Origin of the sequence: Psychrobacter aestuarii, from assembly GCF_904846035.1 — a bacterium.
GTDB classification, from domain to species: Bacteria; Pseudomonadota; Gammaproteobacteria; order Pseudomonadales; family Moraxellaceae; genus Psychrobacter; species Psychrobacter aestuarii.
On the sequence record NZ_CAJGYT010000001.1, the window covers coordinates 2,464,224 to 2,477,683 of the forward strand.

At 49.4% G+C, this 13,460-nt stretch carries 12 protein-coding genes; 2 read left to right on the forward strand and 10 right to left on the reverse strand.

Translation table 11 applies throughout. The features are described from left to right. Positions 1 to 46 precede the first annotated feature (46 nt). The 7 genes from hscA to JMW05_RS10605 all read right to left on the reverse strand — a co-directional run bounded on the left by hscA (position 47) and on the right by JMW05_RS10605 (position 6,582). A complete protein-coding gene (hscA, locus tag JMW05_RS10575) occupies positions 47 to 1,921 on the reverse strand; it encodes a Fe-S protein assembly chaperone HscA (protein ID WP_201505214.1) in 1,875 nt (624 codons plus the stop codon). A gap of 165 nt (positions 1,922 to 2,086) precedes the next feature. Then, positions 2,087 to 2,659, reverse strand: a complete 573-nt coding sequence (hscB, locus tag JMW05_RS10580) for a Fe-S protein assembly co-chaperone HscB (RefSeq protein WP_201505215.1) — start codon at positions 2,657 to 2,659, stop codon at positions 2,087 to 2,089. 82 nt (positions 2,660 to 2,741) lie between these two features. Further along, the gene (gene iscA / locus JMW05_RS10585) at positions 2,742 to 3,062 is read right to left on the reverse strand and encodes an iron-sulfur cluster assembly protein IscA (protein WP_201505216.1); all 321 of its coding nucleotides are present in this window, start codon (positions 3,060 to 3,062) and stop codon (positions 2,742 to 2,744) included. Positions 3,063 to 3,286: 224 nt separating this feature from the next. Next, positions 3,287 to 3,685 carry a Fe-S cluster assembly scaffold IscU gene (iscU, locus tag JMW05_RS10590; protein ID WP_201505217.1) on the reverse strand — a complete coding sequence of 133 codons (399 nt, stop codon included), beginning with the start codon at positions 3,683 to 3,685 and terminating at the stop codon, positions 3,287 to 3,289. A gap of 119 nt (positions 3,686 to 3,804) precedes the next feature. Further along, complete coding sequence (locus tag JMW05_RS10595; RefSeq protein WP_201505218.1) at positions 3,805 to 5,031, reverse strand: IscS subfamily cysteine desulfurase; 1,227 nt, start codon at positions 5,029 to 5,031, stop codon at positions 3,805 to 3,807. Continuing rightward, positions 5,028 to 5,525: an Rrf2 family transcriptional regulator gene (locus JMW05_RS10600; protein ID WP_201505219.1), complete on the reverse strand. Its 498-nt coding sequence runs from the start codon at positions 5,523 to 5,525 to the stop codon at positions 5,028 to 5,030. The genes JMW05_RS10595 and JMW05_RS10600 overlap by 4 nt, the downstream gene beginning before the upstream one ends. 412 nt (positions 5,526 to 5,937) lie before the next feature. Then, positions 5,938 to 6,582, reverse strand: a complete 645-nt coding sequence (locus tag JMW05_RS10605) for a hypothetical protein (protein ID WP_201505220.1) — start codon at positions 6,580 to 6,582, stop codon at positions 5,938 to 5,940. Between the two features lie 519 nt (positions 6,583 to 7,101). On the opposite strand from JMW05_RS10605, the gene JMW05_RS10610 reads away from it, so the two are divergent. Continuing rightward, positions 7,102 to 7,374, forward strand: a complete 273-nt coding sequence (locus JMW05_RS10610) for an HU family DNA-binding protein (protein WP_201505221.1) — start codon at positions 7,102 to 7,104, stop codon at positions 7,372 to 7,374. 340 nt (positions 7,375 to 7,714) lie between these two features. Then, the gene (locus tag JMW05_RS10615) at positions 7,715 to 9,589 is read left to right on the forward strand and encodes a SurA N-terminal domain-containing protein (RefSeq protein ID WP_201505222.1); all 1,875 of its coding nucleotides are present in this window, start codon (positions 7,715 to 7,717) and stop codon (positions 9,587 to 9,589) included. Between the two features lie 199 nt (positions 9,590 to 9,788). On the opposite strand, the gene purH is transcribed toward JMW05_RS10615, so the two are convergent. The 3 genes from purH to JMW05_RS10630 form a co-directional block, all read right to left on the reverse strand. After that, on the reverse strand, positions 9,789 to 11,369 hold the full coding sequence (gene purH / locus JMW05_RS10620; protein WP_201505223.1) for a bifunctional phosphoribosylaminoimidazolecarboxamide formyltransferase/IMP cyclohydrolase: 1,581 nt from the start codon (positions 11,367 to 11,369) through the stop codon (positions 9,789 to 9,791). Between the two features lie 161 nt (positions 11,370 to 11,530). Beyond that, positions 11,531 to 11,824, reverse strand: a complete 294-nt coding sequence (gene fis / locus JMW05_RS12070; protein ID WP_320158765.1) for a DNA-binding transcriptional regulator Fis — start codon at positions 11,822 to 11,824, stop codon at positions 11,531 to 11,533. Between the two features lie 315 nt (positions 11,825 to 12,139). After that, on the reverse strand, positions 12,140 to 13,291 hold the full coding sequence (locus JMW05_RS10630) for a DUF3426 domain-containing protein (RefSeq protein ID WP_201505634.1): 1,152 nt from the start codon (positions 13,289 to 13,291) through the stop codon (positions 12,140 to 12,142). Positions 13,292 to 13,460: the final 169 nt, after the last annotated feature.

Consider the following 13,460-nt stretch of genomic DNA (forward strand, 5'->3'; position numbering starts at 1 on the left):
TAATGGCTATGGGTGAATAAGTAAAATCGTTACGGTCAGCTGCAATCTATGACCAATCGGCGGCGCTGGTGCCTGCCATGCTTTGCTTGACGCTTTGGTTCATGATACGGGCAGCAAAGGCATCGCTGTGCGGCTTTAGGTTGGCTTGTAAGCGTTCAATGTCCGTCAGCTGCTCAGCGTCAATCGCTGCTTGTAAGGCGCTCATGTGCGTGCGTAGCGCTTGCTGCTCATCGTCATTAAGCAGTCCGCCAAAGTCATTGAGCGCAGAGCCAAGGGCTAATAGCTCGCGCTCAGCCTCAACTTTGGTCTCAATCAATGAGCGCGCGGTTTTGTCTTCTTGCGCGTACTTAAAGCCTGATACGAGCAGCTGCTCTTTTTGCTCATCAGACAGACCGTATGAGGGAATGATGTCAATCTCACTCATGGTTTTGGTGGTGGTCTCTTGCGCACTGACGGTCAGCTGACCATTGGCATCAATAGCAAAGGTCACCTCAATGCGGGCAAACCCTGCCTTCATCGGCGGGATACCGTACAGCTCAAAGCGACCGAGCGAACGGCAGTTGTCGACCGTATCACGCTCACCTTGTACCACATGGATGACCATGCCCGTTTGACCGTCTTGATAAGTGGTGAACACTTGGCGTTTTTTGACAGGAATCGGGGTGTTTCTAGGAATCAAAACTTCAACCAACCCGCCCATGGTCTCAAGTCCCAATGATAGCGGGGTAACGTCGAGCAGCAACAAGGCATTGTCGCGCTTATGTATCAGCTGGTCGGCTGTCTGCGCGGCACCCAGAGCCACCACTTCATCAGGGTTGATGCTGCATAGCGGCGTGGTGTTAAAGAACGTCTCTACCGTTTGCTGAATGGCAGGCATGCGCGTTGAGCCGCCCACCAAAACCACCTCGTCCAAATCATCAATAGATAAATCGGCATCGCGGAGTACCTGCTCGCAAACGCTAAGCGTACGGCGGGTTACAGGGGCGATGATGGACAACAGCGTATCTCGGCTAAGCGTGCCTGCAAAATGAGCGCCTTGCAATGTCACATCGACGGTGACCTGTTCTTGCTCGGTCAGGGCTTGTTTATAAGCTTTGGCGGTTTGTGCCAATACGGACTTATCGTGCAAGCTGACTTCAGCTGCCTGAAGTCCAAGCTGACCAATCAGCCAGTTGCTAAGCAAACGATCGATATCATCGCCGCCAAGAGCACTGTTGCCCCCTGTAGCGAGCACTTCAAACACGCCATCGGTAAGCTTTAAAATAGACACATCAAACGTGCCGCCGCCCAAATCATAAATCAAATAATGGCGCTCGGTTGCGTCTGCGCGCTTGTCCAAGCCATAAGCCACCGCCGCCGCAGTAGGCTCATTGAGCAAGCGCAGTACCGTAATACCAGCCGCTTCAGCTGCGTCTTTGGTCGCTTGACGCTGGGCTTCATCAAAGTAGGCAGGCACAGTAATCACTGCACCTTCAATGCTGTCGTCGGGCAGGGCTTGCTCCGCGCGGGCACTTAGGGCACTTAGAATACGTGCAGACACTGCAACAGGGGAGATGTCCCCTTGCGCGGTGACAAACGCAGGCATGGTGTCATCTGCACCGCTTAGCGTATAAGGATGAGAGAATTTAATATCCGCCTTGCTGCGACCCATAAAGCGCTTGGCAGAAATTATGGTATTTTGTGAGTCGTCGGTCTGATGACGCAGTGCTGCCTGTCCCACAACGGCTGTGCCTTCACTTGGGTAATACACGACGGAGGGCAGCAAGGTGTCTTCTGGGCCAGCGGCCTCTATCACCTGCGCCTTACCAGAGCGTACGACCGCCACCAGTGAACGGGTCGTACCAAGGTCAATGCCCAGTCCGAAACGGTGCTGATGTGGCTGGGTACTCTGATTGGGTTCGGCAATTTGCAGTAAAGACATAAGACCACTCAAATAATCAATAGATAAAATAAAAAAAAGGGCAGTACCAGAGTCTACCGTGAGGTATCTTAGTATTGCCGCTTAGCATAGCGTCATCGAAACGATACTTAGGTATCATAACACGGCAGACTTGCTTGGTATTTTAGTACAGCAGGTCGTATTGTGCTACATATACAAGTCATCGTCGCCATCATCATGCGCCGCTTGCATGACATCATCCAGCCCTGCGCGAATATCGGCATCTAACTTGACCAAGAATTTTAGCTTTTGGGTGGCATCGATAGCATCTTCCCACGCTTTTTCGTCATAAGCGGTCACAAAGCGGGCAGACTGGGTTTGTAGTCTGTCCGAAACTTTTGGGTGCAGGGTGCGAAGCGTGGTTTGGTCGTGCTGCGCGAGCGCGTCGTCCAAATCCATGCGCATCTCCATGGCATCATCCAAAAAGTCCAAATCGGCAATCGACTGCTCAAGATTGTGCGCATGCCCTGACATCTCAAGCAAATAGCTGGCGCGGGTATCAGGATGACTTAAGGTTTGATAGGCGTGATTAATGACGGCAGAGGTCTGCTCAGCTTGTCGCTGGGCGTGGGTATCGCGCGCATTGTCAGGGTGGTGCTGCTTTTGCAGTACCCGCAGCTGCGTGTCCAGCTGGCTTTGATTCACCTCAAAGCCTACGGGCTGCTCGAAGAGTGCAAAAAAATTGCTGCTCATAGAGGAAGCATCGGTCTGATTGGTCATAACAAGCGCCTTATATCATCAATCAAGTATCATCAATAAAGGGTGGAGAGTCGCGCAGAGCCATTCACGGCAGCTGCTTTACTTATACAGTAAACGACTCACCGCAGCCGCATTCGCCTTTTTGATTGGGATTGGTAAATCGAAACCCTTCGTTCAGCCCTTCTGCCACGTAATCCATCAGCAGACCGTCTAAATAGACCAAGCTTTTGGGATCGACAAAAATAGCCACATCATGGCTCTCAAAACGTGTGTCATTGTCATCTGGTGTGTCCACAAACTCTAGGACATACGCCAGACCAGAACAACCTGCTGTGCGAATACCCACACGAATGCCCTCACCCTTACCACGATTTTGTAAAAAATCACGGACGTGCTGAGCGGCGCGTTCTGTCATCTCAATCATGCCAACCCCTTTGACTTATTCGTTTGATGTACCAGTGTGTACCCGTTGGGGCACAAGGCGCTGGTAATAGATAAAACGGATGATATATCAATATAAAACAGTAACAACTGTCAGTATGTGGTCATTGCCACAAAAAATATCAGGTAGCGAATCTATCGCTACCCAATCGGCACTACGCTATGGCAGGTGCGCTTAGCATACTGCCATAAGCAATCAATGTGCGATTACTCAGCAGCGGCAGCTTCGCCGTGCTTGTTTTTGTAGTCGCTGATAGCCGCTTTAATAGCGTCTTCTGCCAATACAGAGCAGTGGACTTTTACAGGTGGCAATGCCAACTCTTGAGCGATATCGTTGTTTTTGATTTCGCTGGCTTGATCTAGGCTTTTGCCTTTTAGCCATTCGGTTACCAATGAGCTTGAGGCAATCGCTGAGCCGCAGCCATAAGTTTTAAAGCGAGCGTCTTCGATGATGCCATCATCACCCACTTGAATTTGCAAGCGCATGACGTCGCCACAAGCGGGCGCGCCTACCATGCCAGTACCAACATTCTTAGCATTTTTGTCTAAGTTGCCGACGTTGCGTGGGTTCTCATAATGGTCGATTACTTGGTCACTATAAGCCATGAGTTTTCTCCTAGTTGGGTGATGCGCGCGAGGCACGCATCGATAATTGGGGTCAAACGCTGTATGTTATTAATATCTGGTTATTGATATCGAGCGCAGTCAGACGGTATCGGTAAGGCTTAGTGCTCCGCCCATTCTACTGAGTTCAAATCGATACCTTCTTGATACATGTCCCAAAGGGGTGACAATGCGCGTAGTTTTTCTACCGCTTCATGCATTTGTTTGATGACGGTATCAACGTCTTCTTCGGTGGTGTAGCGACCAAAGCTAAAGCGGATAGAGCTGTGTGCCAACTCATCAGAGCGTCCAATAGCGCGCAGGACGTACGATGGCTCTAGCGTCGCTGAAGTACAGGCTGAACCTGATGATACCGCCAAGTCTTTTAGCGACATCATGAGCGACTCACCTTCAACAAAGTTAAAGCTGATGTTCACAATGTTCGGTACGCTGTTGTCAAGACTGCCGTTGAGATAAATCTCTTCGATGTCTTGTAAGCCGTCCCACAGCTTTTGGCGTAGGGCGCTGGCGTGCTTATGGTCTTCTTCAAAACGCTCATGTGCCAGACTAAAGGCTTCACCCATACCCACGATTTGGTGCGTCGGCAATGTGCCTGAACGCATACCGCGCTCATGACCACCGCCATGCTGCTCCGCTTTTAGGCGTACGCGTGGCTTACGACGGACGAATAGGGCACCGATGCCTTTTGGGCCATAGGCTTTGTGACCTGAAAAGCTCATCAAGTCAATTTTGGTGTTTTCAAGGTCAACACGTACTTTACCTACCGCTTGCGCGCCATCAACATGGAAAATCACGCCCGCTTCACGGGTAAGCTCACCAATCGCTGCCACATCAGTAATCGTGCCCAGCTCATTGTTCACCATCATCAGTGATACCAAGATGGTGTCATCACGTAGCGCTTCTTTAACTTGCTCTGGCAAAATAAGACCAGTGCCTGGCTGCGGCTCAAGATAAGTAATCTCAAAGCCTTCTTGCTCAAGCTCACGGCAGGTATCGAGTACCGCTTTGTGTTCGATTTTGCTGGTAATGATGTGTTTGCCGCGACCTTGATAAAAATGCGCCGCGCCTTTAATCGCTAGGTTGTCTGACTCAGTGGCACCTGAGGTGAATACAATCTCACGTGGGTCAGCATTGATCACTTCAGCGATTTGCTGACGCGCCGTTTCTACCGCCTCTTCTGCCTGCCAGCCGTAACCGTGTGAACGTGACGCTGGGTTACCAAACACGCCATCTACGGTCAGGTATTTGGTCATCTTCGCCGCTACCGATTCGGCAACTGGCGTTGTGGCGGCATAATCTAGGTATATAAGGTGGTTATGTTGGCTCATGCTGGGGATGCCTCGCTGGTCGATAGAGTAATGGTAGAGATGTCTTTTGCGACACTTAAATGCTGACGATCAGAGATCGATTGTACATTTTCCATGTCCAATAATTGTGCTAATGTAATATTTTTCAAGTACTGTTCTATATGATTTGACAGTGCGCACCACAAATCGTGGGTCAAACACATCGTGCCGCCTTGGCAATCGCCGCGTCCTTCGCACTGCATCGCGTTTACAGACTCATCAACGGCAGAGATGATACTCATGACATCGATTTCATCAAGCGGCTTTGCTAAATGATAGCCACCTGCGGCGCCGCGAATACTGGTCACCAGACCGCGCTTACGAAGTTTGGAAAACAATTGCTCTAAATAAGAGATAGAAATAGACTGCCGTTTGGCAATGTCAGACAACGATACGGCACTGTCTTGCTGGCTGGTCTGTAATGCCAAATCAAGCAGTGCAGTCACTGCATATCGACCTCGGGTGGTTAAGCGCATAATATATCTCCAAACTGATCAGTAATAAGCCAAATGCATTGCTGGCCTGATGCTTCCTTGTCATAGCCAACCAATGGGCAACATGCCTAAGTCTAGTATCATCGCTAAAAACAGCAGCCAATTAAGCCTGATGTGTGACGAGATGAGTTATTATACGTAATCCTGAGTAATTTAGTCAAGATTGAAATGTCACTCAATCGTTAATCGAATCAATCATTACGATAGGTACAATCAATACAGAGCGTGTCGCTATAAAGATGCGCCATCAAAGCGAGTCAAAACCCGCGCTGATATAAAGCAGACCTGTAGCATAAAAAAACACCTGTCAAGCCAATGGCTACAGGTGTCGCAACGTATCAAATAAGATGGCTGGAATATAACGCCAACGTGTCATGCACAACGATGGCGCGGCTTACATCGCTACCGCAGCAATAATGGCAGCAATTGCAATGACAGTCATGACCGCCGAGATAATCATAAAAGTCTTTTGCTTGCTGTGCAGCTCTTTGACGGTGGTTTCCAGCTCGCGGTTCTTGGTGGTTAAGGTATTGATTTGTGTCTGCTGCTCGCTGATGCGGCGTTTATAATTGTTTTGCTTTTCTTGCAACTCGGTTTGGCTTGGACGTACCGCATTGTCATCGTTTTTAAGCTTTCTGATAATCCCTTGAATCAGGCTGCCGATGCCCAGCTGGGTAATGAACTGCTTGACCAGCTGCACCTGTACCGACTCACCGCGAATCTGTAGCTTTTCTGTGCTTTCACTGTCGTGGGTGGCGATAGCGCTCAGCACCTGCAAACTGTAGGCGTTGATAATCACATCAGGCTCACTGCGACCGATGGGCAAGTCTGCATCGAGCAGCACGCCTTTGTAACTGAACGTGGCGTACACTTGGACATGGGGCAAATACAGACGCAAGCAAACCACCGTGCCTTGCTTAGCAAGTGGGTAGGCGGACTTACGCAGTTCGCCATCGAGGCGCAGTAGCAGCGTCAGTGCTGACTCAATGAAGACCAAAACTATATTAAGAAGAGAGTGAGACAACGTGGCACGCTTCATGTGAATAATCCGTTTTTTATGTAATAAAAAAATGCTGATGAACAAACCTATCAAAAACAACCGACAGCTGGGGCAGCGTATCCATTATCCACCCTATACGGTCATTAAAAAATATAACGTCCTATAAAAATACAAATAACCCAGACAACCTAGCGCACATCAATACATGTGCTATAGACAGAGGCTATGATAACGCCTTCATCATAAAAAGTAACGCCTGCTTGTGTCAGTTTGCAATTTGTTGTTGTATTGACCAGCAGGCAAGAGCGCACCAAAATTGAGCGCTAAAAGCGTATTTCTTGGTGTTTTACGTAACTATCTATGTCAGATAGGTAGTCTTAGACCCGAAAATATGTAAAATCACTTGCGCGACCGCTGTACCCTTGATATAAAGGCGGTTGATGACGCGGCGTCTGTGAGGACCGAAGCAAATATTGTGCGTGTTGCCTAAACTCTAGCAGAGCGATACAATGTTTAGCCTTAGCGTTTATTTTAGTCCTAAAACTTGAAGGAATTTTTATGAATAAGTCAGAATTGATTGATAGCATCGCAGAAAAAAGCGGCCTGAATAAGACCCAAGCAGGCGATGCCCTAAATGCAGTTATGGACAGCATCGGTGACGCACTAGAAGCTGGCGAGAGCATCTCTTTGGTTGGCTTTGGTACGTTCAGTGTAAAAGACCGCAAAGCACGCACTGGTCGCAATCCTAAGACTGGCGAAGAGCTAAGCATTCCAGCAAGTAAAGTACCAAGCTTTAAAGCAGGTAAAAACCTAAAAGAACGCTTGAACTAATTTGCCACGCTGATACGCCCCACTCGAGCAGTATTCAGCAAAAAGCACCTTTATGGGTGCTTTTTTTTGTATATTCGTGGCAGCGGCGCTCAACACGCCAAGCATTCACCCAGCACGCTTCGCAAAACGCTTTGTCTGAATGCTTGAGAATACGCAGGTTTATTGTGTGAATATTTTGAGTCTGGGCAAAATTTCACGTATCATAGAGCCCGCCGTTTATTAACCCTGCAAGCAGGCGTGTGTCATCGAATCACGCTGCCGTATGCGGGGTCAAGCAGATTTTTTGCCATTGCTATAGGCACTGGTTTTCATTTATTAGGTTAATAGAGCAGAAATAACTATGGATAACTTGCGCGATTTTTTAAAAAGTTGGCCAGGTCGCATTTTATTGATTGTATGCTTATCGCCGCTTGCCTTATTGGGTATTGAAAGCTATTTTCAAAGTGGCGTCGACCCCAACCAAGTCGCCAAAGTGGGTGATGACAGCGTCAGCCTGTCTGAGTATCAAAACGCAGTCAATAGCCGCCGTACTGAACTATTACAAGACCTAAAAGATGCCAGTTTGCTCAATGAAGATGTGCTGCATGAGCAGGTGTTGCGCGGTTTGGTTGACCGTGCGCTGCTCCAGCAGCAGGCAGGCAAGCTCGGTATGACGGTTTCTGATGAGACCATCAACCGTTTGCTGCGTCAAGAAGAAGGCTTTCAAGATGCCGATGGCAACTTTTCAAACGATAAGTTTGCTTTGTTCTTGCGTCAGCGCGGTATGAATAAAAATCAGCTGTTTGCTGAATTTCGTAACCAGTTGAGCCTTGAGCAGTTAAATGCCAGCATCGTAGGCACGGCTATTTATCCGATGAAGTCCATCAACCAATTGATTGATTTGCAGCTTGAAGCGCGTACGCTATGGCTACACCGCTTTAACTGGCAAGATTATGCCGATAAGGTGACGGTCAGCCAGCAGCAAGTACAAAGCTATTATGATGGCAATAAAGACGCGTTAAAAAGCGCCGCGATGCTCGATTTGGCGTATATTCAGCTGCGCCCTGAAGACATCACGGTAGAGAGCGTGAGCGAAGAGGACATCAAGCAGCAATATGCCGCTTATAAGCAGTCACTGGCGCTAGAAGATGAGCGTCAAATCAGTCAGATTTTGCTGTCAGGCGACAATGCCAAAGCGCGCGCGCAAGCGGTTAAAGCGCGTCTTGATAAAGGCGAGTCGTTTGCTACTCTTGCCAAAACAGAATCTGATGACCCATCAGGCGAGACAGGCGGCGCTATTGGCACGTTCAATGCGTCAGTATTCGGTAGTGATGCTGAAAAAGTTGCCAGCGCTCTGGATGGTCTACAAGTGGGCGAGACCACCGCACCGATTCAGACCAGCTTTGGTTATCAAATCTTTACAGTCACCGAAGACAATGGCGAGCAAGTACCAAGCATGGAGAGCATGCGCAAGCAGTTGACAGCCAAGGCGGTAGAATATAAGCGTCAAGCTGCCTATGCCGACAAAGTAACGGCCATTAATGACTTGGCCGCAGATGGCCTTAGCATCAATGACATCGCGCAGCAAGAAAATGTCGCGCTAAAAACCATCAAAGACTACCGCAAGACCAACAACACCTCAGCACTGTCACAGCCTGTGGTGGTTAAGCAAGCCTTTGATGAGTTTAGTATTCAAGACCAAGCGGTAAGCGCGGGCATTGATGTTGCTGATGCGACCGTTTGGGTGCAGTCGAGCAACTATCGTCCAACCAAAACCCTAACGTTACAAGAAGCCACACCGCGCATCACTCAGCTGCTACGCAAAAAAGCGGCCAGTGAGCTGGCATTAAAAGATGCCAAACAGGTCGCTGCGGGCATCAAAACAGTGGCCGATATCCAAAAAGCGGGCGTCAAGCTACAATCTTTGGGTGAAGTCAGCCGTCAGACCACGCTACTGACAGAAAAAGAGCGCAGTCTGGCATTTAGCAAACAAGCACCAGAAAATGGCGTGACCGCGTTTGCCACCGCAACCGATATGGGCGCGAGTGTCATGGTCGGCGACCGCATTAAGATTGAACAGCAAGCACAGCTCTCAGATGAACAAAAAGCGGAGACCGCACGTATCGTGCGTGACAATATGGGGCAAAACCATCTGCAAGATTACCTAGAGTATCTGCGTATGGTGTACGAAGTAGACGTGAATGAGGCGAATATAGCCAGCACACAAGGACGATAAGCGCTAAGGTGGACGGCGGTCATGCTGTCCACCCACTCAGCATCAGCGTTGTCTGCTCGTGCTAAACGTTACTTATCAATTCTGTATTGTCAGACAAAAAAAGCCCCGAGATAATCGGGGCTTTTTTTATCGTAAGTTTTTGTCGTGACAGAACCAACAACGATACGTATCAAGTCAGCCTTGTACGTATCATCAGCAGTTAGTGACGGAAATGGCGCATGCCAGTGAATACCATCGCGATGCCGTGCTCATTGGCGGCGGCAATGGTTTCGTCATCACGCATAGAGCCACCAGGCTGGATGATGGCTGAGATGCCTACGGCTGCCGCGTTGTCAATGCCGTCACGGAACGGGAAGAACGCGTCTGAGGCCATAACCGCACCTTCAGTTACCAAGCCTGCGTGCTCCGCCTTGATGGCTGCAATACGTGCAGAGTTCACACGGCTCATCTGACCTGCACCGATACCGATGGTACGTTGGTTGCGGCCATAGACGATGGCGTTAGATTTGACGTATTTGGCAACGTTCCAAGAGAACAGCAAGTCTGCAATCTGTGCTTCGGTAGGCTGTACGTCTGTGACGATTTTTAGGTCGCTGGCATGGATAAAGCCCAAGTCTTGCTCTTGTACCAATAGACCACCGTTTACGCGCTTGTAATCCATCTGTGCGGCGCGCGCTTCTGGTGTTGGCAAATCGCCACAAACAAGCACGCGAACGTTTTTCTTACTGCCAGTAATCTCAAGCACGCCGTCTTCTATACTTGGGGCAATAATCACTTCAACGAACTGATTGTCGATGATGGCTTTGGCCGTGACTGCGGTCAATGGACGGTTAAAAGCAATGATGCCACCAAATGAGGATTCAGGGTCGGTGCTAAAAGCCGTACGATACGCGTTGGTCTGGTCGCTGTCTACTGCCACGCCGCAAGGGTTGGCATGTTTTACGATAACGCATGCAGGCATGCTAAACGCTTTGACGCACTCAAGCGCGGCGTCGGTATCCGCAATATTATTGTATGACAAGGCTTTACCTTGTAATTGCTGCGCGGTTGCAATCGAGGCTTGGGTTTCGCTTGTGCCTTGAGGCTCAACGTAAAACGCGGCTTTTTGATGGGGGTTTTCACCATAGCGCAGGTCTTCTGCCTTGGCAAAATGCAAGTTTAGCGTACGTGCAAAGGTTTCAGGCTGTTTGGTTTCGTTGACACGGCTGCCCAAGAAATTGGCAATCATGCCATCATACTGTGCGGTATGTTCAAAGGCTTTTACCGCCAAATCGTAGCGTAAGCCTTCGCTCAAGGTCGTGCCGTTGCCCAGTGCGTCCAGAACGCGCGCATAATCGGCAGGGTCAGTGACGATACCGACGTGGGCATGGTTTTTGGCTGCTGAGCGTACCATCGTCGGACCACCGATATCGATGTTTTCAATCGCATCGTTCATGGTCACATCCGCACGGGCGATGGTTTGCGCGAATGGATAGAGGTTGACCACCACCAAGTCGATACGCTCAATCGCGTGCTCGCTCATGACCGCATCATCAATGCCGCGGCGACCCAAAATACCGCCATGGATTTTTGGGTGTAAGGTTTTGACGCGGCCGTCCATCATCTCAGGAAAACCAGTATAGTCCGAAACTTCGGTAACCGCGACGTTGTTTTCTTTGAGTAGGCGATAGGTGCCGCCTGTAGACAGTAAGCCGAATCCTGATTGAACCAAGCCTTGAGCAAACTCGACAATGCCTGATTTATCAGAGACCGAAAGCAGTGCAAGAGGTTGTGTAGCCATAAAGAAAATCCCATAAAAAAAGCCTGACATGACTGTCTGGCAAATCGCAAAGACGAATGTCTTCATCACAATACATAATGCAGCAGTGAGCCACCTGCATCATACAGTAGGCAGTATCATAAAACATCTGCGCCTGTTATACAAAAAAATGACAGCAAGCGCTAATCCATTAAGTCATACATTTTGAGCTTTTTGCGTAGGGTGCCGCGATTGAGCCCCAGCACTTTAGCGCATTTGCTCTGGTTGCCGCGTGTCTGCTCAAGCACCACTTGTAATAACGGCGCTTCAACCTCTTTTAAAATCAAGGCATACAAGTCTGTTGGCAGCTCATCGCCTAAAGCAGCAAAATAAGCCCGCACCACCTGCTCGACGTGTGTACGCAGGGGCGCTTGCGTGCCGTGCATAGGTGCCTGCGTCGCATCGTCATCATGGTGCGCTGCGGTTTGCTCGTTGATGCGGGTGAGCGTCTCTTCTAAAGCTAAGGCAGATTCTGCAGCGTCGTAGCTGCCCGCGTTGTAGCTGTGGGTACTGCTGGTATACGTGTGCTGCGCGGGGGTGTCTGTAGGGCTTGGGTAATGGGTCATTGTACAATGTCCTAAGGCGTTAGGGTGACAGCAAGTGATGAAACCAATCACAAAAAAATGTTGCGATAACAAAGTGATAGGGACAACAAGAATAGCTCAGTACGTTTGGGTGTATTCGTGTCCGTTTGCTTGCGGCGTAAGATACGGTCAAAATACCGCGCTATAGGCCGCTTATATAATTATGAATTAATATAACGGCTGAATGCTGATTTTTTGAATGTGCTGATTGGCAATAGGTACGGTAAAGAGTACAGGCAAAGTGCTGTTCGCGCCCATCTGACTGTGCGGGCTTAACACATAATCCTCAGGCTGTGCCACAAAGTCGCCAAGCAAGGTGTCACGCTCGCCGTACAGATTGACTTTTAACGTGGGCAGCAGCTGCGCATTGTCACTTTGGTTGACGATATCTGCGCCAATGTCACTAAAATAATCATCATCTTTGACGGTGCTTGGACGATAAAATATCTGATTCATGGTCAGTGCATTTAAGTCTGCAGAGGGCAGGCTACAAGCTGCGATGGCGCAGATAGATTGTAAGCGGTTGGCATGATTGGGGTTTTTGATGATGCTATCGACATTAAAAATCATATACTGCGCCAACAGCAATAAGGCGAGCACCACACAGCCTGCGCCCCACAACATACTGGCAATCGGTAGTGCAGGGCTTGTTGGTACTTGAGCGCGAGGGGACTGAGGTCGAATGCTGGGCGGCGAGTTGTCCGCTTGCATGCCCATTTGTGTCAAGAGCGCGGTCAAATCGGTCTGATTGTCGCTGTTTTCATTATTGTTATGGTGAGTGTCTTCTTGGTCTTTTTCTTTAAGCAGTCCTTCAAGCCACGCGTTTTCGTCCACCGCAGGACGACCGCTTGCGGCAGCGTTGGCATGGATGTCATTGGCAGCGCTAGAGCTTAGCGCGGGGCTAGGTTTGGTAGATTCTGCCGTGGGTTTGTGCGTAGAAATGGCAGGTTTTGCAATCGTGGTATCAAAGTCTTCATCGAGCAGACTGTCCAAATCCATCATTTGCGCGAGCGCATCGGCATCATCGTCATCGATGTCCATATCGTCATGGATCAGCCCGTCATCGAGTATCTCTTCGTCGTTGTCGCTCGCCGCTGGCATGGGCTTATTTGGTACGGGCTTTGGCGTCTCTGCCTTTGCCTTAGAGACGCTTGTTGGTGCGCTGTCATTGGAGGTCGCACCGACGATATGCTCGTTGATTAAAAAAGTGTTGTGACAGTGGCTACAGCGTCCTTTAGCCGTTTTGTCCTCAAACTGCGTACTTGGGATATCAAACGTGGTTTGGCAATGCGGGCATTGGGTTGTTACAAGCGTGACCATAAGTTCTAATCCAAAAAGATACAGCACGAATGCTGCGCTCTATCGCTTTGCAAGCAGCAGCCAGTGATGGGCGACTATCCTACCAGCGCGTGAATATACGGTGACGGGTCAATACGGTCTTTGAGCCAGCATACAACCAGCCCCAGCTCAAAGACAGCATTTGACGCGC